The sequence below is a fragment of the Paenibacillus sp. S33 genome (assembly GCF_053615415.1).
On record NZ_JBSIEZ010000001.1, the window covers coordinates 2,791,319 to 2,814,149 of the forward strand.

Below are 22,831 nucleotides of genomic sequence, written 5' to 3' on the forward strand. Positions count from 1 at the left end.
AAACAGGCTAATACGACGTCACATATAATTACGTAAAATAATAATTTGACGAATAAATGAGAATGAGATATATTGAAAATACGGAGGTACGTACATATAATGGATAAACAAATGAAAATGCACTATATGCAACGAATTGATGATAAACTATCTGATTTACCTTGGTATGTAACAGAATTTATAGATAGCAAAAAACGCAAGTTATCTCCAACAACACTTCTTAATTACTGTCATGATTACATTATTTTTTTCGATTGGCTTATTGCAGAGAATCTAACTTCATCAAATCGGAAAGAAATAACCTTAGAAACATTGGAGTTATTAACAATACGTGAAGTGGAAAACTTCTTGTCATTCCTGGATTATCAACTTGGAAACAAGAAACTTACGATAAATCGCAAATTGTCCTCTCTAAAATCGTTGTTTGATTACCTTCAGAATAAGGCTGAAACAAGCGACTTGAAGCCTTATATTCAACGAAATGTAATGGCCAAAATGGATTTGAATGCTATCAAAGAAAGCCAAGAAACCATTGCAAACCGTATTGAAGGAAAAATTCTAAGAAATGATGATTTCGAATTATTCAGGCAATTTGTAGCTTATGATTTTGGTGAAAAACATAAAGAAAACAAGCGTATTTTTACGTTTCATCAGTTTAATCGTGAGCGTGATACAGCAATCGTTTCGCTGATATTAGGTTCAGGGCTTAGATTGTCTGAGGTTGCAGGAATTAATATGGATGACTTAGATATGAATAAAGCTTTAGTTCGAGTGGTACGTAAAGGTGATAAAGAACAATACGTTTACTTTAGCAAACAGGCTTTAATGGATTTAAAAAGTTATCTGCAGATCAGAGAAACAAGATATTTACCAGATAAACAAGAAAACTATTTATTCATTGCAGCTCCTGTAGGTCGTAAAGGAAAAAGCCGTCGTCTGACACAACGATCAATTGAAAAGCTGATTGAAAAATATGCAACTGCCTTTGGGAAACCTTCTCTAACAGTGCATTCGCTCAGGCATTCATTTGCAACGCGATATCATCTTGAAAATAACGATGTCCCAAGACTAAAGAATCAATTAGGGCATTCTTCCATTCAAACAACAATGATATATACTCACTTAACAGATGAAGAGATGCGTAATGCTGTGAATAATATGGACCGATGAAACCGTGTCGCTACGCGGTTTCTCTTGAACATCTTCACAAAATCCGTATTTTGACTAAATGTCTAGCGGCGCATTCACTCATAACGAGCATTGCGATTTTCAAGATTATTTGATAAATTATACATCTCTAATTTATTTCATGATAAATAAAACTTTATAAAAGCCCCACTTCATTGATTCAACATTTTCATCATTAATTATATAAGGTAAATCTAGATCAAATGCTTTTAGATACAATACGCTCATCTCCCTCTATTCTTCCCATGGACGTGGTTGTTGATGTCTACTCATTGAATTGCCTTTTTTCCATAGACTCATAGCATTCGCTTTCTCCCAATCAAGGGCTTCCTGCCTGTTACGCATTTTTGTAAAGGTTTTACAAAAAAAGGTCACCCGCAGGGAGTCCTCTTAGATGATGCTTGCCGTCAACGTCGTTTTCAATCCAAATCCGCAGTAAAGGACCTCGAAATTTTTCAGTTTCTGAGGTCCTTTTTTACTAACTCTCAATATTCAAAATCTGACTTTAAAATTCACCGAACCCCTTGATCGGTGAAAAGCACTTTCAACTCCCTGTAACTTCATCCCACAATAAAAGTCGTCCTATCCTCCTAAAATAGCGATACACATCTAATCGGCAATCGGTAAAAGTTCTTGTCCTTGGCTCGGGACACGAACTTTTACCGATAAAATAAAAAAGCCGCTAAAATAGCGACTTCAATGACACAATGTTCTTGTCCCTCGACAAGAAGCAATATCCCGAGGTCACGATGGAGCGCATGGAAAAAACCAATCCTTCTCCTAAATGGCCTTGGTAAGATGGTGGGTACGAGGAAATTATGTTCGTCGTAACTTCAGTTGGCTTGCACCGAAGACTCCAGCATCGAACGTGACGACTTCCATCTCCAGATCGCTTGTAAACTCTGATTGGTGCAGTCCAAGCTTTAGGATCGGTTCAACTGCGCTTTTTGCTCCTGCTTTAACGTTGGTGCCTGGAAGCTTACGGCAGCTTTCAACTCGATAATCACCGGCCATAGTCGATACACCGATCAGTGCGGTCATACTCAAGCAACTCCCTTGTTTGTCCATATGATCCGGAATGAATGAGTCGGCAATGACGCAAAGAGCATGATTTTTTGTAACGCTATTGAACATCCAGTCTAATAATGTTAATGCATTAGATAGAGAAAGGCTACCCGACTGCCCGACGGAAATGGGCATAACCTCATTTAGCCCTAATTCTTGCCTCAGTTTAGCACAGCCATTAACACCAGTTTCAAAGTCCGTCTGATGACAGTAACAGAGCAAGTCAATTCCTTCGGTCCAATTCCTATTCGTTTCAATTAGATCGGTTATCCGTCCCCATGGCTTTTCTAATCCCAAAGCTGCCTCAGCATGATGAAATGTCAAATACATAGCTCGTTCACCTTCTTGGAATACCGATGAATCGCACAACCGTAATAGCCTCCAAAGCCAACGGAAATCGTCATATACAAGTCCCCTTCTTTCAAGAAACCTGAACGGATAGCGTGATCGATATTATTTAGGATATCGGTGTTATGAATATGTCCGTCCTTGGAGAGGGTTAGATTGTAGAAGCGTTCCAGGGACACCCTCAGCACTTGAGCCAGCATACTCCATACGTGTAGCCCCAGATTGGTGCAAAAGATCACGGCGATCTGAGCAATGTGAATACCGGACTCGCTTAATGCTGCTCTTACTGCCTGTCTGACCCCTAAATAAAACGTTGAGTAATATAATTGAATACGATCTGGAGCCAGATCGTATACGAGACCGTCGACTCTCATAACCGAAGCAAGTGTCTGCTGTCCTTGACGCTGCCCCTTCATATATAAAGCAGCACTCGCGCCGTCACCGAACACCATGAACGGATCGCTCCGTTCATAAGAATTCATAGCTCTGTCGGCAGTGATGAACAAGATTCCTGCACCTTGCTGACGCGGGGCCATGAAGTAGTTCGACGCCAGGCTCAACGATAAGTGCATCGTGGAACAAGAATATTCCTCCAAAGGGATAAATGGGACTGTCTCAAGGGCGAATTCATCTGCTAGGCGATCAAAAAGATTCCGTTCACCGTTTTCATTATTCGTTACACTAGCAAACATGACAGCCGCGATCTGTACATTCATTTGCAGAGCCCGGAGCAGAATTGGCCTACACACGGTAGCAATCATCTGTTCCAATTCAAGTTCCTCTTCTATGGGCACCAGCTCAAAGCCTTTGTTCAAGTATTCCGAATCGCTCATTCGAAATTCTACGCCGTCGGCCTTCACCTGCTGAATCGCTTTCGTGACATGGATACGGGACTTCGGGAGATAGACGGAATAATCGACGATCGTCACGTGGTTCTCATACATTGTGATGAGCCCGCTTTCGGAAATGCATGATCTTGTACTGGCGTTCCCCGCTTTTCATTTCATCGTACAAGGAAGTGCCTGGCACACCCATTGTTTTCCAAATCGCAGTATCCATCTGATCTTCAGTACCAAAAGCGGCTATGCGATTCTTTAGAACTTGATCACTTGAAAGCAAAACTTCCCCCGTGATATCGCGTGATATAAGCAGCTCGAAGCCCAGTTCAAGCAAATATCGTTCACCATCGTCAAACTTCCAGGTTGGCAAATCGTCCGCATAAACGAAAGTCCCGCCCGGTTTCAGCACCCGGAAGACCTCGTCATAAAAAGACTTAATCGATGGATATAGATCAGACGCTTCCATGTTGAGGACAAAATCACAGCATGACGAACCGATAGGAAGCCTCTCGGCATCCCCAACACAAAAATAGGCATTTGGGAAACGGTTGGTCAATTGGCAAAATGCAATATTGGCTTCGGTCAGATCTAAGCCAACAACGCTTCTCACACCGTAACTTCGACAGAGCTCTCGCACGCCTCCCCCCCTGCCACAGGCTACCTCCAAAATGTTCTTATCCTCGAGATATAAACCATCCAAGCACTCCTGCAGAAGCCGGATGGAGTTTCGATTGACACTTGCTGGGGCCTGATTGAACTCGGAGGCGAACCCCCAATTGATAAATGTCGAGAAACGGGAAAAGCCACTCTCGTCCAAGGACCGATTATAGTTAGTGAACATCTTCATGATATCCTTTTTGAGGACTGCAGTTTCCCCACTTTCCTGCCCTTGCAGATCAGCCAGCATAAACGGAACACCACCATCACCGAAGAAGTAACTGACCGCGCACTCCCCGCACACCAACATCTGATCCGATGTGTTTAGCTTTGACTTGCAAATAGGACATACTAAGGCAATGCCGGTTGCCGGCCAACGAAGCATATGCATGTCATTCCTCCCTCCCTCAATTAAGTTGTCAGCCTTTAGCCGCTTGCACTGTTATAATTACGTATTGCCCGACTCCAAACGAAGCGAACGATTACAAGGAGCACAATTGGTACGATAGCGCCCCATACCGCCAAAGCAGGTGTCAGCTGATTCATCACCATCATAGGCGCAAAATTCGTAATGACGAGAAAAGGCAATAAATACACGCCGATTCGTTGGATGAAACGTGAATAGATCGGCATTGGCATATTATTGGCGTCCCAAATGGAATAGAAAATTCCCGCCAGCCCTCCCGTATTAACAAGCCAGAAGGATAACAAGGCTGGGATGAACATGAGACAGTAAGTAATGATCAACGCTGTCCCCAAGTAAAACAAAAATGAGAATAAACTCCATGCCGTTACCGGGATATTTAATGCATTCCAACTGATCACAACCATCGTTCCACCCGCGATGAAATTCGGAATTGGCATCCCAAGATCGATGTATCGAAGCGAAACCAAAAACTGTAGTGAAATTGGCTTAACCATGAGTAGATCCAACGTCCCACTGCGTATATACTCGGATACCCTGACGAAATTAGGGAAAAAGAGCCCGGAATAAAGACCGGTCATAATCGTGTATGTGCCGACAAACATCAAGATACCATCAGGCGTGATCGATCCGATATGCAAGTCCGTCTCATAGACTACTACGACGTAAAGCAGCTTGGCAAACAAGTATGCGATTTCCACAGCAATCCCGAGTATGAAGTTCGTCCTGTATTCCATTTGAGCAATAAAGCAGTTCTTAATGAACAAAAAGTAAATCATTAGGTAGTTGCGAAGCGTTCCCAGCCATCCTCTCACCGGTCAGCCCCCCAATCCGAGATACTTCTTCATTCCGGCGCGCCATACAATCCGTGAAAAGGCAAGCAGCGCGATCATCCAGAAGAACTGCATCCCGATTCCTTGTACTGCCTCGTCCATTGACAATCTGCCATTAATAACATTCGCAGGAAAATGGATCGTATACTTGAATGGCAAGTAGTCTAAAATCTTATTTATGGTCTTACCAAACACCTCAATCGGAAAAACACCACCACTTAAAATGATGACAAATAAGCCGGTCATTTCAAAAAAATAGGAGATTTCAGACAATATAAATGCAACAGCCGCGAGCGTATAAGAGATAAGAAAGTTTAACAACAAAGACATGACCATTGACACCATAAAGAGTAGAATATGTGCCAAGGGAATCCGTATACCATAAGTTCCGGTCAAGTAAACGAGTGTAAACAGCAAGATACATAGCATGGCTGAAAAAAAGAAAATCTTTTGCCCCAGCATAGTAAATAGCTTCAGAGCGAAAAAACTGACCGGTTGAACCAAATATTTATTCAACCCACCATCCTTGATCTCGGTGGCCACGTTTTGACCTATATCCGTTGTCACAATTTTCGTCACGATGGCTGCCGTTATCGTGTATAAAATCATTTGGCCGTAGGTATATCCGAAAAATTCCGACGATTCCGATCTTCCATAGACCGCTGACCAAATATAATATTGGATCAGAATCGGAAAGAATGCACTGATCAAGGAAAAGAGAAAGTCAAATCGATATTCGAGTGAAGACTGAACGCCTAACTGGAACACGCGTCCGTATTTGGGAAAGGCACTCATCCGGATACCCGATCATCCCGCTGATACAAGGATACAACGACTTCCTCGATAGGAATATCTTCGATCGTAATATCTTCAATCGGGTAGTGTTCAAGCAAATCCCTGGAAGCCATGCTAATGCGCTCCTTACTTATCTCCAGCGTGGCATGAAATCCGTCCGATTGACGCACCTTCCCGTACAACTGCAGCTGTCCAGTCGCTACGTGTTGCTTAAATTTTAACTGTATGATTTTCGTGTCGTTCAAAACATCGTCGATTCGCTTCAGATCCCCGTCGAAGACGAGCCTGCCATCATTAATAATGATCGTCCGCTTGCACAGATCCTCGATGTCCTTCATGTAATGACTTGTCAAAATAATTGTTGTCCTATGTTGTTCATTGTAATACTTCAAAAACTCCCGCACCTTTTTCTGTGTAACAATATCGAGCCCGATCGTCGGCTCATCCAGGAAAAGCAGTTTCGGTTTATGAATAAGCGCCGCAAGGAGCTCCATCTTCATACGCTCACCTAGCGATAAACGCCTTACCTGAACATTCATAATGTGCTTGACGTCCAACAGTTCGATGAGTTCGTTCAGTGTTTGTTTGTAATGCCGATCGTCAACCTGATAGATATATTTGTTTAGCAAAATGGATTCCGCCGCAGGCAAGTCAACCCATAGTTGGCTCTTCTGCCCCATTACAATAGCGAACTGCTTCTTGAATTCCTTATTTCGCTCATAAGGCTTGAAGCCCAGTACAGTAAGTTCGCCGCTAGTTGGATGTAAGATGCCAGAGAGCATCTTTAGCGTCGTCGTTTTGCCTGCCCCATTAGGCCCAAGGAAAGCAACCATTTCCCCCTCTTCGATCGAAAAGGAGATATTTTTCACCGCTTTCTTCGTCAAACTTTTCCGATAAAAGAGGTTTTTAATGGAATGAAGCATTCCGACCTCTTTGGTGTAATAGGTGAAGTTTTTAGCTAACTGCACCACATGGATCGCTGTCAATTGCGCTCCTCCTTAACAATTAAATCGAACTAGAAGGTGGACGATAACGTTTACCGGCCATAATGATAAAGTAACCCGCATCGGGAACAGACCGGCATCAGTCCGCAAGCTAATACCTCTCGGTGTTTGGAAAAATTTTCCCCCTTCCAAACCTCCTTCACATCCACATCACTAATGTTGCCGACCGCCATCTCAGGAAAGAACTTGCACGGAGTGACGTTTCCGCTCGGCAATACGTCCATTCGGGTGGAGATCGCCAAGCATTCCTTCCGCTTCATCCCGGTTCTCTGCACGCCAGTGACAAAATCCTCTATCTCGTCTTGCTCCAATGCGGGCATAAATCGAACCCGGCTTCCCCATGTTTGCTCGGAGATGCGGAGAACCTCCTCCTTGAGTGCCCCCACCTTCTCGCCGGAGATATGATAAGTGAATGAATTCCAACTGCAGCTACCCTGACGGATTGGATCCAACCAGTCAAACTCTTTAATGAAGAAATTGTCCATCTCCTGAGCAGACTCAGGTGCGATATACCACGGATATACAAAGTAGACCGAATCCACGCCCATCTCCTCGAAAAACTTCATAAAATCAAACATTTTGGGAATCATGAGATCATTCATCGTCAAGCTGACGGATACTCTGCCCCTGAAAATGCCCTGCCGTTGCAACTCCAGCAGACGCTCTATGGCACTAACCACCTTTTTGTAGGTCCCTCTGCCCCTAATCGCGTCGTTCTCAGCCTCGAATCCCTCCAGACTGGCTAGTACAACAAGTCCCTCACCGATCTTAAGCAGTGAATCTAACTTTTCCTCCAGAAGAATCGCGTTTGTACAAATCGTCGTCGTCCGCTGATCGCGTTCCAGCAGATTCGCAATCTGATCGAACTTGCTATGGTACAGCGGTTCTCCGCCCCAAAGATAGACTTTCGACTTCTTCTCATGGGTAAAGGCAAGGAGCTTATCGACCAACGCGACATCGATTTCTTTACCTTGCTCCTCCTTGGACATGTCCCAGTGAAAGCCGTCCGAGTTCCACTCGTAGCAATGCTTGCAACGCAAGTTGCACCCGTTGTTCAGCTTGATCCCGATATCTTCCGGGATCTCCATCGCATAGCGACTATCGGTCGCTCGAAGCCGACTGACCCGGGACATATTCATAATTGTACGCTTCAGATCGTTAAACACACGCTCATCAAACTTTCGACTCGTTTTGGGTTGCATAATTTACACCTCCATAAGTTTTGCAACGCTCGCGGGCATGTAGTAGGTTACAATGAGCACGTTCCAATATCTCGATGTTGAATCCCTGCGTCTTCCAATCCGTAAAGGACACGCCAAATCCTTGCTTAATCCAATATTCAGCATTGGCGGTTTCGTGTCTTCCAAAGGGATCAAGAAAAACCATAGGCGTCGCAGCGGCGAACGATTCCATCAAGGAATAGCCCCCCGGCTTACTGACAATGGCTGTGCAACGGCGAATTCGTTCAAATAACAGGGGAGTAGTTCCGCTGTCTAAGTAAATGGGAGTCTCTCCATGTTGAATCTGAGCAAATGGAGGAAAACCGAATTCCCCCCGTCTATTCCTCAGCCACGGACTCCACGATGGGTCGTTCCGATAATAGCAAATGCGTGGATCAGGCTGGATATCCTCGTCAAAATAAGCCAGAACATCCAGCTCCATACCGCCTTCAAGCAGGTCTCTAACAGCCTGCGGGTAGGTCCCAATCCCCCAGCCGCCACCATGGACCACCATTCTCTCTTCTCGCTGGCGAAACGGGATCGGTGCTTCGTCCGTCATCGGAAGTTGTAATTCAAAACGCTTCTTGGTCGGTTCGTAAAACCAAATGTGGTTGTACCGCTCGCTTCGAGATCCATAGACCAAATAAGATGGCGAAAGCGTAGCATCGAGATGAAGCATGTCGACCTCGAGCCGAGTTCCAACAAACCGTTCATATTGTTCCAAAATCGGGATCCAGAACCCAGTCAACGCAATGAACGACGTCCGGCGCTCACGGGACCAATCTTCCAGCAGCAGCTGTACCTTGGTGGGATCCAGGCAATCTGAAATATCGCGAGCCAACTCCACACTCTTCCGAGCGATAGCGAAATTATCATGAAAGGCTTTACGATAAGCCGGCACTTTGTTCTTTAAGCCGTCGACATACACATTTTCGAGCACACAGACTTCGTTTGAAATGCCGGAACGCTCCAGGTAAATGCCTAGCTGTACGGCGGGCATGTACACACCTAGTGAGTTACCGGATCCAAGTATAGTGACACAAGGCTTCAAATGACTATCCATACCACTTGCCTCCCTGGACTTCAAAACGTTCCTTTAGCTTGTCGATTAAACTTTTCTGCTCCTGCACATCTCGCGCGATTACAAACAGATAAAGCCTACCCTTGATGAAACTGCCTTCGCTTAATGTCTGTGGGTAATCTGATTCCCCATAGCCAGCAAACATGCACGCCGGGGAAAGCGGAATGATGCCCTCGCCGGTATGATTAGGGTATAAAACGCCGTCATCATCCAGCTGTCGCAGCCACTGCCCGTAATCAAACCGATGGCGACTGCCTACCGTTCGGAACGTAAATGTCCCGTGCTTCCCATTTTCCAGCCGTTCGCCCAGTCGATGACTGACCAGTCCCATCGATTGACGGGCGTTGATTTCTACAATCGGCACGATTGTGCCGTCCTTTAGTATCATGGAGTCAACACAAACATGGCCGAAGTACCTGTCCTTGTATAGTGAGGAAGCAAGCTTCTCAATGACATCGAAATAACCGTTCCGTATTAGCGAATGACTGTTCTCCTCCTGCATCGCTTGTGACCCCACATAAGCAAACTGTCGATTGATGATTTGCTGCAAGCCGACGATCTGGTACGACCCGCTCTCATCAATTGAAAATTGGCAGGAAAAATCATATTCCACGTCAAGGAACGGCTCGACAAGAAACGCCGTTGAGGAACCGGCTTGCTCTTGTTTGCGCAAATAGCTTACTACACGTTCCAAAGATGATAGGTTTTTAAACAGCATATTGCCTTTTCCAGCTACGCCAAAGGGGTCTTTTAACAGGACCCCTTTCGACAACCCCATAAGCTCTCGCCCTACTGCAGCCAATTCATCCGCGCTGAACACTGGCTGGCTATAGGAGCTGCCCAGAAGTCTCTTAGCAAGATCGGCGGAATACAACTTAGAATTTACTCGTTTAACGTCTTGAAGGGTGGGCAGCTTGTTCGAATAGTTGTACCTGTCGAGAAGCTCGTGAACGTAAGGTACGACTGAAAAGGGAGTCATTTCACTAAACTGCTTCAGCCGCTCGTCGGTCTCTGGAACTTCGTACAGAGCGCGAAATAGATTTGGTTCATGGCTTGGGACATTCGCACTAAGCTGTTTAAAATGAAAGCCGATGTGCGCCAAATAATCCATGTGCGCCTCATCCATCTCAAAGCGGGTCAACAGTGTGTCCTCCGGGCCGCATAAGGAAGCCAGCAATTCATCCATAGCCATTACCACCCGCGACCGTGAAGGATCAGGAATAAAAGGCAACCTGCTACTCCCTTCTTCACGCCAATAGGTTTCCGAATCAAAGGTGCTGGCAACCAACATACTACCCGACCTCTTGATTCATGCCTTTTAGGAATGCCATGAAGGCACCGATTGAGCGCAGACAAGCCAAGTCCAGGTCCTCGTAAACGATCTCCACCCCAAAAGCATCTTCAACTCCGAGAATAAACGTTATCATCTGTAGGGAATCTAACTCGACGTCGTTAATCAGGTCGCTCTCCATTGTGAGAGTTTCACGAAGCGAGTCATCCTCGAGCACAGTTGCAATGATATTTTTTAATGTTTCAAACATAAACGACATCCTTTCAAGTTGTATTTTAGATTTTTATTTAATTCCAAAAAAAATAAATAAAGGGTATAATAGTAATATATTTCTTATCACTGTTAAAGGGAGGGCTTGAACCCTTGAATAACCACTGTCTGTTTGTCTCCGCCCATCTGGACGATGCTATTATTTCTTGCGGCGATTATATCGATTCGCTTGTTCGTGCTGGCTATCATGTGACCATAGCAACTGTTTTCACTGGTACTGGCACAGATCTATCCCTACTTGCTCGCATCCTGCACAAAAAGTTCGGGCTAAGCTCCGACGTGATGAAGGTACGGCGAGAAGAGGACATTAGTGCATGTGCTTTTCTCGATGTGGACACGATTCATCTGGACATGCCGGAATGTATCTATCGTAAAGATCGCAGCGGTGCCCCCTCATATGAAAAGCTGGACGATCTGTTCCGTAGTGACTACGAGACCGAGCTGGACGTGATTTCTGAGGCAACAAAAGTGCTTTTGACACGACTCTGTCTTACAGACTACGATCATATTTATATTCCGCTTGCAATCGGAAGACATGTGGATCACGGTATCGTGCGGGTTGCGGCCGAACAGGCTGTACGAAGTATTAGTGATCTGGAAGTCTCTGCCCGTTTGATTTACTACGAAGATCTACCGTATTTAAACTATGGTCAAGATATAAAATGGGAAATTGACCTAGCTCGGAATCTACATCCAGTCTACATTTCACTTCCCAAGTGCAGTTTGAAACAGAAGACTGCGGCCATCCTGGAATACCGCTCCCAGATCCGTCTATTATGGCACTCCCGATGGGAGATGCTTAGACAAGTGATTCAACATGCGCATTCGTGCCGTCCGCCAGAGCATCAGCCTGATCCAAACTCATATTGCTTCAGACTGCATGTGGTGAGTGTGCATGATCAAGTACCGCTTGCTATAAGTGATCCTGGTAACTTTTAATAAGATCAGCCAAGTCGCCAACGGTTAGATGACTGCCTGCCATGTTACCTACCAGTTCGTCCGGGAGCTCTAGACCGAATTCGGTTTCGAGCTCCACGACGAATGTAATCATCTGCATAGAATTCATTTGGATCCATATCTCTTTAAGTAACGTGTTAGCGTTTATACGTTGTTTATCGTAGTCCGGAATTTTTTGATGAATAAGGTTTTGGATGCGTTCCAAACAGGGTTGTTTTCTCAACGTTAGACCTCCTCCTCTACGCCCATTGGAGTTATGTTTGACACAAGGCTCAAGTTGTAGATCATAAGTTCGATAGCCTCGCGCTCACAGGCTTGAATACGCCTAATTAACACTTCCACTTTTTTGAGGTTATCTTCGTTTTTCGTCAGTGAATATTTGATAATCAAATTTCGCGCTAATAGAGCATCGTCGGCAATCGTCTGATAGCGAACCTTGAGCTGATTACTTTCCCCTAGAACACCAGTTTGATTCATGAAGTCAATTCGTTCCAACATCAAGATCTTGTGATCATAGATCATTTGAAACGGGCGATTATCTTCCTCAATTTGTCCACTGCGTATGCGGGTTATATCCAAAATCAGCTCGTCATAAACACGAATTCCCCATACACATGGATTTGTTATATAACCCAACTCTCTGTATTTGTCGGCGGGATTTTCTCCATTTAAATAGTCCTTAAGGTGCTCAATAACATAGTTTAGATTAAAGTCATAAGCTGCTCGCTCGTTGAATTGTAACAGAGAGAGACCACCCTTCCACGCATACAACCAATCTCCATCATCATCGATTCCCTCGTAGGCACGTCTCATTTGCTCAAATGTGATTTCGTTAAATGAGTATTTCCCCCCCATGAATGTAAAATCGGCGATATGAAATATATCCCTCTCCTCGTCATAACCAAAAATAAATGAGTCATGTGAGAAGAAAGATTCAATATCCAAAAACTGCGCTTGATCAAGAAGCAAATAAATATAATTATTCATGTCTATACAATCCATCAGAAAAGTACATATATCCTTGTTGAAATTTCGGACCAACTGACGACTTAAATGTTGGCGAAGCAGCCAAGGACAAAATTCAAAGGTAGGAGTACGGTAGAAGTCCACATAGGAACTTCCCTCATTTAAGGTGAGCTGGAGAGGAATGAAATGTGTCATTATCCACGGCTTTGCTTGCGGGTAATTGGCTAGGACGGCAAACGTATTTGCCTGCCACTGCCACGAGGTGATTGCCGGATACTGCATCGGTAATATCTTGGATCGCAATTAGACACCCCCTTGGGAGAGAATTTGATTTAGTGTCAATTAGCTAAGAACTACAGACTGACAGCACAGATAGAGTCAAACTTCCTGGACCACCGCAACGCTGTAGTCCTTATTCGTTTTAAGGAGTGATTGCTTCGTTAATTAGTTTGGGGCACCAAGTTCAGATCCGGGTGCCCAAAACCGGACTGTAACCATTTCGTCGAATCAAGCCATTGCTAAAGTCTAAACCGTCTCATTTTCCCAGATGCTTACCAGATCATTGATTTGAAGCGACACGACCTTTAGTTCTCCCCCAAGGGTATAGAGTTCTAGTCCTCTACTTTCCAAGTCCGGGAAAATCATGTCTGAAACGATTATTTTTCCTTTATTGCCGAAGACCTCGACACTAGACCAATCAACGTAAATGCTCAAGGTTATCCGTTCATGCTCTGGCTTCATGGGGGCTTGGTGCTTTGCAGCAAAATCAGGATGGAAATCAATTGCGTTTGACTTCGTCCCATCGACAAACAGCTCCTCATTCAAGACATCATATCCGATGGTTGTCTCCTGAGTAGAAGAGGAACGCATCTTGAACCCGAATTCCACGGCAGTACCGATTTCAAATTCCGCAATAATTCGGCCTTTGCAGTAGAAATATCAGATAAGACGTTGCTACCTGGCTTAATCGTTAAGTCTTGCAGAGACATAATCGGTCTTCTGAGTTAACTTAACTCTCTTATAGGTACTTGGATTAAGCGAATTCCTTCCGGATATGTCTTAAGCTGAATCTCTCGGGAGATTGACATGTGGCCACGCCATTCCTTTGAAGGAAGGGTAGAGGCATAACGCCAGTTGTTCATCCAGCCGACCCAGATTTTTCGTCCGTCTTCTTTCGGAATACCATCCCATGTCACGGCCGCGTAAAAGTCAGACCCGTAATCTATCATTTGATCGTATCGAATGATTCCAACGTTTCATCCCTTGTAAATATCTTACCGTCAAAGTTGCCTATAGAATACATCATGCCAGAACCGCCTGCTGGTGGTTCTGAATCGTTTGGATTCACACCATTTCTATCCCCGACACTTAGCAACAGAACCCACTTAGTGATATTGGGATCCTCATCCACTTGGATTTTAAATACCTCAGGACATTCAAATATCCCTTGATGGATACCCGGAATATCGGAAACGAAATCGCTTGCAAAAGACCATTCCTTCAGATTCGAAGACGTGTAAAAGTCGACGCGGTCTCTTACGGCAAGAACCATAACCCACATTGACGATTCTTCATACCAAAACACCTTCGGATCACGAAAGTCTAGCGTTTTCGTTGGGAACAAAACAGGGTTACCTTCATATTTTATCCAAGTTCGACCTTTATCCCTGCTGTAAGCGATGCCCTCCACCTGTGGTTTGCCGGGCTATATGTCTCCCTGTAATACAGATTTCCTGATCCTTTTCTGCTGCTAATATCATCTGATAAGTGCATTTTGTTAATGTTGCTCACGCTCCTTTGGGTTTAAATAAGATCCATATTAGAATTGATTCAACTCGTTCGGGACATATTACGTCCATCTTTCTATAGAAGCAACCAAGAAAAACTACAAGAGCACTCAAAACAACATGCCCATATTTAACAAAATAAACCACATGTGTACAAATGTCAAACTTTTTTTTTACATTCGAATTATTTTTTAAATTAAAATAAACTTTTTAGTTTACATATGCACATTTTGATAGTGTTTCATCTGAAAACGGCCGTTTTTATTTGAGTTCTCCTTATCGCATTTAATTATTCAGTAAATAAAATGTAAACCATTGAATACCCAAATGATGTTATGATTTTCAATAAACTATCCAATTTATCAAATAAAATTTAGACATTTGGATTTTTTGACTAATTCTCTGAATAATTTTTCGTTTTTGAAATGAATAAATAGGAAAAGCAGTTCCTTTTAGCTTTCTAAAGCTTTATTATCTCTTTGACATTCTCCTGGAGAACACAGGTTGTATCTCTAGATCGCTTACCACCACGTGCGAGGTCTACTAAACAATATGATCCATCATGGTGGACACTTCGCTGATTTTGGAGTTCATCGCGTCTACGGTAAGGTGATATCGTCGAAGAGGTGGCTCACTACAGTCTTAATACAAAAGGCACCAAAAACCAAATTACGGTTTCAGGTGCCTTTTGGCTTTATGCGTTTGTGCTTTGTAATGCTTTTATAGCCAGTCCCAACCCTCCGCAATGATTTAGAGGTCATTTTTTTCATTGTTAAAACTCATGATTTTTTTATCTATCAAATCCATCCATATGTATTTAGTCAAGTTATATTTACTATATATAGAATTAACATATCTTTATTGGTGATGAACTGTGACCCCATTTGTGGATCCTTTTGAAAAGGGTCCCTATTCATCAATCATCAGGAGTCATCTTTTTTAATGTCCATTGGAACCGTTCGGTATTGTAATAGGTGATGTATTCGTTGACACGAACTCGCAGCTCTTGTAGGGATAAGCAATCCTTGAACTCTAATTCATCCTTCATATGCCCGAAGAACGTCTCCATCGAAGCATTATTCCAACAGTTTCCTTTTCGTGACATCGATTGTTTAAACCCAGCTTTAGCGATAATGGAACGAACTTCAGGATGTGTGTAATGGAATCCCTGATCAGAGTGAAAGATAGCCTCCGGATGTACTTCCAAACGATTAAACAGCCGCTTCAGTGTTCGTTGAACAAGAGACAATTCAAATGAAGAGGACAGGTAGTGAGCTAAAATTTCTTTTGTTGCACCATCCTTTACACAGGACAAATAAGCCCGTTGGCCATTTCCATAATGCATATAAGTAATGTCGGTGAGCAATACCATTTCAGGCTCTCCCCGGTCAAACCGACGCTTCAGGAGGTTTGGGCAGGTGCGGTGCTCTTGCGTCGCTTTAGCCATTTTACGGTAGGGATTCGCTTGACGAATCACAGCAACGAGTCTGAATTTCCGCATCAAACGGCGAATTTTCTTATGATTCATAACGATTCCATGAAGCCGTTCTAACCTCATTTTGATGACCAGCGCGCCAGCCATCCCTCTAAGTGCATCAAAGTGCGCCTTCAGAAGTAAAAAGTCTCGTTCATCGGCAGCCTCTCGAAGCTGGCGGTGTTCTTCCGCCGCACACCAGCGATAATACCCGCTTGTACTTACCTCAGCAAGCTTACAAAGATAGCAAATCACGCGTTTCAGTCCATGTTTACGAACAACCTGATTGATGAGCTGAAAGCGCTCGGAAGACGCTAGTAATTCATTGTGTCTTTGTGCCTTTCGAGCGCTTCTAGCTTTTTTTAAGAGTTCATTCTCGGCTTCCAAAAGCTTGATACGAGCCTCGGCAAGACGGAGCTTTTCCTCAGCCGATAGCTCACGACTAACCGGTCTTTTTGAGCTTCCCTTCCCCTACGCTCTTCCAGCAGCCCAGCTTCACCTGAAGAAGCATATGTTTTCCACCAACGCTCCAGACATCTTTTTGGCGCCTCCTGTCCGATCAGTTCCAAGTAAAATCCTGTCTGTACGAAGATTTCCATGGGTGTATGCCCCGCTTGATTGGCCTGTACAGCCGCAATCTTAAAGGCAGGGGAATACGTGATATTCTCTGATACCCAAATGGATGGATTCGACTCCAGTACCTTGATCTCTTTCTCCGTAAAAACCCGTCCGATTTTCTTCATAATCTACATCCCCACAAACTTTTATAATCTGATTAAAACGCAAAGGACCCGTAAGAGGGTACTTTTTTCAAAGTGTCCATCTTACGGGTCACAGTTCATGACTTAGGAGTGGACTTTTTTTATTTTTCAATAATTCTAGCTGTTTAGCTTCGCCTGCACGTACATAGCGGTCACAAACTCATGCTGCCTGGTCAAGTGCTGAAGCTCACTGTAGGACTCTTCCCACTCGCGATGCGCTTTAACATCCCCACGGTAATACATCTCGGCAATATGCCAAGCATCTGCTGCATCGGTTTTCACTTTTCGAAGTTGTGTGCCTTTGGATCGTTTCGCTTGCAAAGGATTGATGATGTAGTGAATCCATCCGCTACGTTTCAGATATCCTGCCAAACCTCGATGGTAATGTTCGGTTGCCTCGAAGACAACGACAGGCTCCACACCACTTGCCTCTTTCAGTTTGCTAGGCACTTCCCCTAGCCGCTCGAAACCTTCTTCACCATGCTGGAGGGTCTCCATCCTTCCATATGGTTCGTTACGCTTTTTGAAGGCCTGAATAACACTACATCCTTTCGCCACATCAATTCCAACAACGGGTTGCATAAAAACCTCCCTAATTCGATTTACCGGCATTCCCACCTGGTTTCCAAACCCATAGCTTAGCTTGTGATACGAGGTCATAGCCCTCAACCAGCTCAAACATGGTCGTTGGATGGATTTTGTACAGGTTCTTTGTCCCTAAGCCGCCCTCGTTCTCCGGGCTACCACCATCGTAAAACACCCATTAAAATAGGCAAACCAGAAAATTTCTTTCTGGCTGTCCTAATAATACGAAAAGCCGATATAATAGTGACTTTAAACGGTGCAATGTTCTTGTCCCTCGACACGTTGGCAGAGATTATTCATCACTATTGTAAAATAACTGGAAACATATGCATAAAAGTTGTATATTTAATTCATATTCTTGAAATTAATTCTAAATTTTAAAGGGGGGGATTGATCGTGGTAAAGTGTTCATCCTAGCGCCAGGTAAGTAAGGATAAAATATCGCGCATCAGAAAAAGCAACAAATGGGGAGTAAAGATTATGAATGCAGAAAATTATTACGAATTTTGGTCCACTTTTCTTTATGAATAGGCTGGATGAAGGGCTTATGCTATGGGGGGTGCTCGTCCCCATCCTTCTTCTGGTAAATGTCCGTTTGATTTGGAGAAAGGCGATAAATAATTATAGCAGCGCAAGCGGCTAAAACGATGAGGAGATGTAGATATGAAAACGACTTGGCCTTTGTCCGGTATTACCCTGGTATGCACTGAATGCAAGAGTGATCTTTATGAGGCGGACAACTGTTTGATCTGCGAGACCTGCGGCCTCGAATACGCCTGGGAAGAGGGCCTCGCAAGTATGTTAATTGACCGTCCTGTAGCGGAGAAGCTTGCCGAAGGCGCGGCGCAAAAGGAAGCGATCATCGGCATGTTTGACTCTATTAACCGGTCGCTTGAGGAGAAAAGACTGTCCAGATTTTCCACCTTTATTAACTGGGGTTATGCATCCGATAACGAACTACCGGGCGGCCGTCAAGGTATTAACCACAGCAGTATCCAGCTGCTTCGCGAAATTATTGGCGGCCTGGATGTTTCAGGCAAGGATATCCTGGAAATCGGTTGTGGACGGGGAGGCAACGTGAGCGAGCTATGCAAAAACTATGGGACCGGCAGCGTGGTCGGCATTGATCTGACACCGTCCAATATTCAATTTTGCCAAAGGAATAACCGATATGAGCAGGCTTACTATTGTATTGGCGACGCGGAGCAGCTGCCTGTTAAAACGGAAAGCTGCGACATTGTGCTGAACATCGAGTCCTCGCATTTGTACCCTCATATTGAGCTGTTCTTTACGGAGACCTACCGTGTATTAAAGCCAGGTGGGACATTTTTGTATGCGGATATTATGAGCGCTTCCGACGTGCCGCGCTATGAAGAGCAGTGGCAAAGACTAGGCTTTCACACCTCGTTGATCCGGGATATTACAGGCAATGTATTACAATCGGGAGACGATGCTCTGGATACCCGCCTGCATGCGCTTGAAGGCTCCTTAGAAGGGGAAGATCGAGTATGGGAATGGCTGGAGGCACCCGGCACGCAAAATCATACCGATATGGTCGCAGGTAGAAGAGTATTCAAAATTGTCCATTTGGTGAAGATGCCTCCGGCACCGAAGGAGAGCCTAGCCATGGTTGAAGGAGGAGCAGCGGTGAGCAATGCTTGACCATTAACAGACGTTAACTGGGCGTGTCCGCAGTGCAAGCAAACGCTTGTGAAGAGGGAGTTCTCATTCGACTGTACGTCATGCGGCGAAAGCTACCTCATGACCGCTGGCTCGATTCCATGTCTGCTTGTGGAAAGTGACGCGTTAGAAACGATGGAGCATAAGGTGCAGAAGGAGGCGGTTAAAGAGCTGGCAAGCGACAACACAAGGAAGACTCGATTTATTTTCAAGATTACAGTTCCAGACTCGTTCGCCCTGTTTTATTTATAGACCGGATAAGAAACTGACTTAAGAAGAGCTATCTTGCAAAATGAAATTACAATTGTCGCTAATCCCAACGGCAGCTGACATGGCAAATTCGGTAGCGTTATCCGACAGTGGAATTCCTTTATTTATGTTGATACTTAGCATTGTATTAATATCATAGCCCTCATTTTTGTATAATTCGACGGTCGATCCGCAGCCGGCTACAATTTTTAAACAGCGGTTCTCCAATATCGGAGAACCGCTGTTTTGTCTAGACAATATTTACGGGGCCTACTTCTCCGCAGATAGGGCGCATGTCTTTTATTGCACGGTGTGCTTTTGGCCAAAACCTCTTCAGCGCTTGATAGACTTCCTTTTTGTCCTTGATAACATATGCATGAACTGCTCCTACTTCAGATGATGGTGGGCGGACATCAACGTGCTGCTGTTGTACTGGTTCACCTCGCCAGCCAATCCCGAGAAACCCCAGATCTTTGTTCATGTATAGTTCTCTAATCGGCCCCATTGCTTTGGAAACAGGTAACCACTTATTTATCGCCCACAGACGATTTACTCGCATGCCAATAATAAATACGATAGACTCCCCATCGATCTCGGCCTTATATCTTCCCTTCTGAATTCCTCACTTCACTTCTCCTTTTCACCCAACATGGTTCTCTGTTCAATAAACTTGATGTTGCTGGCAATGTGATAGACTTCGTTCTTCGTCAGGTCTTCTTTGTTGAGGTGACCCGCAGGATCGAAAGCCTGTACGTTGGTCCACATGAAATCCAATGTCTGTAATTTTCAAGATCTCTTCCTCTGGGATTAAACGAAATATAAAATTCTTTTTCGGATGAGATTGATTTTTGTATTCAGCGATGATGCAACAATCTGAATCATGGATTACTAGATTTCACATTAAAAGTAGCGAATTTCCTTGTGTTTTTCATTACAAAAATTGACATTTCATATGAAAATAAGTAATATAATTAGAAACATTTATACAGTAATAGGGCCTTTCTCATCCCCCTCTTTTTAAATTCCTGATCCTACCTAATTTAAGGAGTGAAATGCTATGTGCGCACGAACGCTAAAAGCGAATACAAGGAATGTAATCGGTAACTATTGCAAATGGATCACAGTTGGTATGATTTTAACTTTCACGGGATGCCCGCTTGCATCCGCCGCTCCCTCACCCTCATCCCCTAGTAAAACTAGTGACCCCGCCTCTTCCCTAGTTACATTTCAATTGCAAGAGGCTACGATTGCTCAAATGCAGGAAGCGATGAAGTCAGGGGCACTGTCAAGTGTCGAGCTCACTGCTCTGTACCTTAACCGGGTATATGCCTATGATTCTAGTGGCATTCGACTGAATTCTATCCCTATTCTGAACCCCGACGTACTAAAAGAAGCTGCTCAAGCTGATCAACTAAGGGCACAAGGTATTAAGACTGGTCCTCTGCAAGGCATCCCCTACACGGTTAAAGACAGCTACAAGGTTAAGGAACTCACTGTCGCTTCTGGATCTCCGGCTTTCAAAAACCTGATGGCAAAGGACGATGCCTTTACAGTAGAAAAGATACGCAAATCCGGTGGGGTGCTCATTGGTAAAACCAATATGCCGCCAATGGCAGCAGGGGGAATGCAAAGAGGCGTTTATGGCCGTGCTGAAAGTCCGTACAACCCAGATTATTTGGCTGCAGCCTGGTACTCTGGCTCCTCTAACGGATCTGGCGTATCAACAGCCGCCAACCTCGCTGCCTTCGGTATGGGGGAAGAAACGGTATCCTCTGGAAGATCACCAGCATCTAACAATGGTTTAATTGCCTACACCCCATCGCGGGGCCTAATCTCCATTCGGGGGAATTGGCCGCTCTTCCCTATACGTGATGTCGTTGTCCCACATACGAGGACTGTCGAGGACATGCTCCGCTTGCTTGACGTGATCGTTGTAGAAGATAAGATCACCAAGGGCGATTTCTGGCGAGAGCAGAAAGCCGTTCGGCTCCCTTCTGTCAACAGTGTCCGTCCCAAATCCTATTTAGAGCTGCGAGACATTCAAGCTTTGAAAGGCAAACGCATTGGCGTTCCGAAAATTTATATCGGTAAGGACCATGAAACCACAACTCCGATCAAATTCAGACCTTCGATACAGGCATTATGGGAAAAAGCTGTTAAGGATTTAACTGCTCTTGGAGCTGAGGTTGTGGAAGTTGACTTCCCCTTGCAGGCGAATAGCGAGAAGGACCGGCCAACAGCGAAAACACCTGAAGAGCGTGGTTTGATGCCGGCAAAGTGGGCTGAAAAGGAATTCGGGTTGCTTAATCCTTATGCAGCTGAGGAATTCCTTAAAAGTGTGGGCGATCCAAATTTCCCGTCATGGGCAAATATCGACCCTGCAACCGTCTTCCCGAATCCGCCCGGTTCGGTAGATGCCAAACGTGGCAGAGACCTTGGCCACTATGACGTATTCATTGAAACCATAAAGAAAGGCGTCACCCCTTACGAACAAATTCCTCAGTTTCAGGAAGGTCTGAGGGGGCTTGAAAATGTACGAAAGATTGATTTTGAAGATTGGATGAAGCAAAACAACCTTGATTTTATTGCATTCCCGGCAAATTCGAATATCGGCAAAGCTGACTCCGATGTGAATGAAACGTCCTACGAGGAGGCTTGGGAGAATGGCAACTATTTCTCCAATACGAATTTCATTCTACGCGAGTACGGGATCCCAAGTGTGTCTGTGAGTATGGGCGCTATGAAGGATACCGGTATGCCCGTTAATCTGACGATGGCAGGTGCCGCATACAGCGATAATGACCTGCTTCGTTACGCTTATTCCTATGAGCAGGCGACCAAAAACCGTCCTATTGCAGCACGTACGCCAGCGCTTGAGGATGAAACCTTTTCCTATAACCCGCAAACCACTCTCCCACCCTTTAAACGCAAGGAAACAGGAACCCCTGTACTTAAGTTGAATGCTTCGATCACGGATGATGTTCTCGCTTTGGAAGGTTCAGTCACAGATCAAAGTGATATCGCGCAGCTTAAAGTTTATGTCAATGGCATTCGTGTCGTTATTACAGAAGATAAAGCCAATTGGTCAGCAACGCTTCCAACTACTAAATACAAACAGGATGGTGCCTCCCAAGCTGATACGCTGCATATTCTCGTGCTGGCCAAGGATATTTACGGAAATACCTCTGCTCAAGTCAAGTCTGTCACTTTACCCCAACGATAAAGGACATCATAGAACTGACTATAATTGTGGGTTCCCTGACCGTAAGATTATCATTAGTTGGTTGAAAAAGGCTTGTTCAGAAGCGAATATGCGGGTTCGACTCTGAGGGCACACTTGGGTATTTAACACCTGAT

22 protein-coding genes are annotated in these 22,831 nt (G+C 44.5%); 4 read left to right on the forward strand and 18 right to left on the reverse strand.

Annotated features, from left to right (window positions below; all coding sequences use genetic code 11):
* Positions 1 to 99: 99 nt before the first annotated feature.
* On the forward strand, positions 100 to 1,170 hold the full coding sequence (gene xerS, locus ACWGXJ_RS12715; protein WP_452566885.1) for a tyrosine recombinase XerS: 1,071 nt from the start codon (positions 100 to 102) through the stop codon (positions 1,168 to 1,170).
* A gap of 834 nt (positions 1,171 to 2,004) precedes the next feature.
* Here xerS and ACWGXJ_RS12720 read toward each other — a convergent pair.
* The 10 genes from ACWGXJ_RS12720 to ACWGXJ_RS12765 are packed head-to-tail and all read right to left on the reverse strand — an operon-like array spanning position 2,005 to position 10,995.
* Positions 2,005 to 2,583: a hypothetical protein gene (locus ACWGXJ_RS12720; protein WP_452566886.1), complete on the reverse strand. Its 579-nt coding sequence runs from the start codon at positions 2,581 to 2,583 to the stop codon at positions 2,005 to 2,007.
* Positions 2,574 to 3,545, reverse strand: a complete 972-nt coding sequence (locus tag ACWGXJ_RS12725) for a 3-oxoacyl-[acyl-carrier-protein] synthase III C-terminal domain-containing protein (RefSeq protein ID WP_452566887.1) — start codon at positions 3,543 to 3,545, stop codon at positions 2,574 to 2,576. The genes ACWGXJ_RS12720 and ACWGXJ_RS12725 overlap by 10 nt, the downstream gene beginning before the upstream one ends.
* A complete protein-coding gene (locus tag ACWGXJ_RS12730; protein ID WP_250261296.1) occupies positions 3,538 to 4,488 on the reverse strand; it encodes a methyltransferase domain-containing protein in 951 nt (316 codons plus the stop codon). Before ACWGXJ_RS12730 ends, ACWGXJ_RS12725 begins: the two co-directional genes overlap by 8 nt.
* A gap of 35 nt (positions 4,489 to 4,523) precedes the next feature.
* Entirely contained in the window at positions 4,524 to 5,336 is an 813-nt protein-coding gene (locus tag ACWGXJ_RS12735; RefSeq protein WP_231109362.1) for an ABC transporter permease, read from the reverse strand.
* A 3-nt stretch (positions 5,337 to 5,339) separates the two neighbouring features.
* Positions 5,340 to 6,149, reverse strand: coding sequence for an ABC transporter permease (locus ACWGXJ_RS12740; protein WP_165176800.1), 810 nt, complete (start codon positions 6,147 to 6,149; stop codon positions 5,340 to 5,342).
* Positions 6,146 to 7,135 (reverse strand): ABC transporter ATP-binding protein, encoded by a 990-nt coding sequence (locus ACWGXJ_RS12745; RefSeq protein ID WP_235309786.1) that lies wholly within the window; start codon positions 7,133 to 7,135, stop codon positions 6,146 to 6,148. The genes ACWGXJ_RS12740 and ACWGXJ_RS12745 overlap by 4 nt, the downstream gene beginning before the upstream one ends.
* A gap of 50 nt (positions 7,136 to 7,185) precedes the next feature.
* The gene (locus ACWGXJ_RS12750; RefSeq protein ID WP_322172235.1) at positions 7,186 to 8,355 is read right to left on the reverse strand and encodes a radical SAM protein; all 1,170 of its coding nucleotides are present in this window, start codon (positions 8,353 to 8,355) and stop codon (positions 7,186 to 7,188) included.
* Positions 8,327 to 9,436, reverse strand: a complete 1,110-nt coding sequence (locus ACWGXJ_RS12755; protein WP_452566888.1) for a hypothetical protein — start codon at positions 9,434 to 9,436, stop codon at positions 8,327 to 8,329. The genes ACWGXJ_RS12750 and ACWGXJ_RS12755 overlap by 29 nt, the downstream gene beginning before the upstream one ends.
* Positions 9,429 to 10,745, reverse strand: a complete 1,317-nt coding sequence (locus ACWGXJ_RS12760; protein ID WP_452566889.1) for a hypothetical protein — start codon at positions 10,743 to 10,745, stop codon at positions 9,429 to 9,431. The genes ACWGXJ_RS12755 and ACWGXJ_RS12760 overlap by 8 nt, the downstream gene beginning before the upstream one ends.
* Before the next feature lies 1 nt (position 10,746).
* Positions 10,747 to 10,995, reverse strand: a complete 249-nt coding sequence (locus tag ACWGXJ_RS12765; protein WP_061828348.1) for an acyl carrier protein — start codon at positions 10,993 to 10,995, stop codon at positions 10,747 to 10,749.
* Between the two features lie 113 nt (positions 10,996 to 11,108).
* On the opposite strand from ACWGXJ_RS12765, the gene ACWGXJ_RS12770 reads away from it, so the two are divergent.
* On the forward strand, positions 11,109 to 11,954 hold the full coding sequence (locus ACWGXJ_RS12770) for a PIG-L deacetylase family protein (RefSeq protein ID WP_452566890.1): 846 nt from the start codon (positions 11,109 to 11,111) through the stop codon (positions 11,952 to 11,954).
* Here ACWGXJ_RS12770 and ACWGXJ_RS12775 read toward each other — a convergent pair.
* The 7 genes from ACWGXJ_RS12775 to ACWGXJ_RS12805 form a co-directional block, all read right to left on the reverse strand.
* Positions 11,929 to 12,195, reverse strand: coding sequence for an acyl carrier protein (locus ACWGXJ_RS12775; protein ID WP_250261291.1), 267 nt, complete (start codon positions 12,193 to 12,195; stop codon positions 11,929 to 11,931). The two genes, ACWGXJ_RS12770 and ACWGXJ_RS12775, sit on opposite strands and share 26 nt — an antisense overlap.
* A gap of 2 nt (positions 12,196 to 12,197) precedes the next feature.
* Positions 12,198 to 13,220, reverse strand: a complete 1,023-nt coding sequence (locus tag ACWGXJ_RS12780; RefSeq protein WP_452566891.1) for a hypothetical protein — start codon at positions 13,218 to 13,220, stop codon at positions 12,198 to 12,200.
* Between the two features lie 243 nt (positions 13,221 to 13,463).
* The gene (locus ACWGXJ_RS12785) at positions 13,464 to 13,808 is read right to left on the reverse strand and encodes a GH32 C-terminal domain-containing protein (protein WP_452566892.1); all 345 of its coding nucleotides are present in this window, start codon (positions 13,806 to 13,808) and stop codon (positions 13,464 to 13,466) included.
* 134 nt (positions 13,809 to 13,942) lie between these two features.
* Entirely contained in the window at positions 13,943 to 14,167 is a 225-nt protein-coding gene (locus ACWGXJ_RS12790; protein WP_452566893.1) for a hypothetical protein, read from the reverse strand.
* The gene (locus tag ACWGXJ_RS12795) at positions 14,164 to 14,628 is read right to left on the reverse strand and encodes a hypothetical protein (protein ID WP_452566894.1); all 465 of its coding nucleotides are present in this window, start codon (positions 14,626 to 14,628) and stop codon (positions 14,164 to 14,166) included. Before ACWGXJ_RS12795 ends, ACWGXJ_RS12790 begins: the two co-directional genes overlap by 4 nt.
* Positions 14,629 to 15,641: 1,013 nt before the next feature.
* Positions 15,642 to 16,942 (reverse strand): IS3 family transposase gene (locus ACWGXJ_RS12800; protein WP_452566895.1). Its coding sequence is split into 2 segments (ribosomal slippage): positions 15,642 to 16,672 and positions 16,672 to 16,942, totalling 1,302 coding nucleotides; the frame shifts between segments, so codons are not numbered across the junction.
* A gap of 135 nt (positions 16,943 to 17,077) precedes the next feature.
* Positions 17,078 to 17,542, reverse strand: a complete 465-nt coding sequence (locus ACWGXJ_RS12805; RefSeq protein ID WP_250261289.1) for an IS110 family transposase — start codon at positions 17,540 to 17,542, stop codon at positions 17,078 to 17,080.
* 666 nt (positions 17,543 to 18,208) lie between these two features.
* Here ACWGXJ_RS12805 and ACWGXJ_RS12810 point away from each other — a divergent pair.
* Entirely contained in the window at positions 18,209 to 19,207 is a 999-nt protein-coding gene (locus tag ACWGXJ_RS12810; protein WP_250261287.1) for a methyltransferase domain-containing protein, read from the forward strand.
* 517 nt (positions 19,208 to 19,724) lie between these two features.
* On the opposite strand, the gene ACWGXJ_RS12815 is transcribed toward ACWGXJ_RS12810, so the two are convergent.
* A complete protein-coding gene (locus ACWGXJ_RS12815) occupies positions 19,725 to 20,093 on the reverse strand; it encodes a monooxygenase family protein (RefSeq protein WP_452567899.1) in 369 nt (122 codons plus the stop codon).
* Between the two features lie 438 nt (positions 20,094 to 20,531).
* Between ACWGXJ_RS12815 and ACWGXJ_RS12820 the strand changes: the two genes are divergently transcribed.
* The gene (locus ACWGXJ_RS12820) at positions 20,532 to 22,697 is read left to right on the forward strand and encodes an amidase (RefSeq protein WP_452566896.1); all 2,166 of its coding nucleotides are present in this window, start codon (positions 20,532 to 20,534) and stop codon (positions 22,695 to 22,697) included.
* The last annotated feature ends 134 nt before the right edge of the window (positions 22,698 to 22,831 follow it).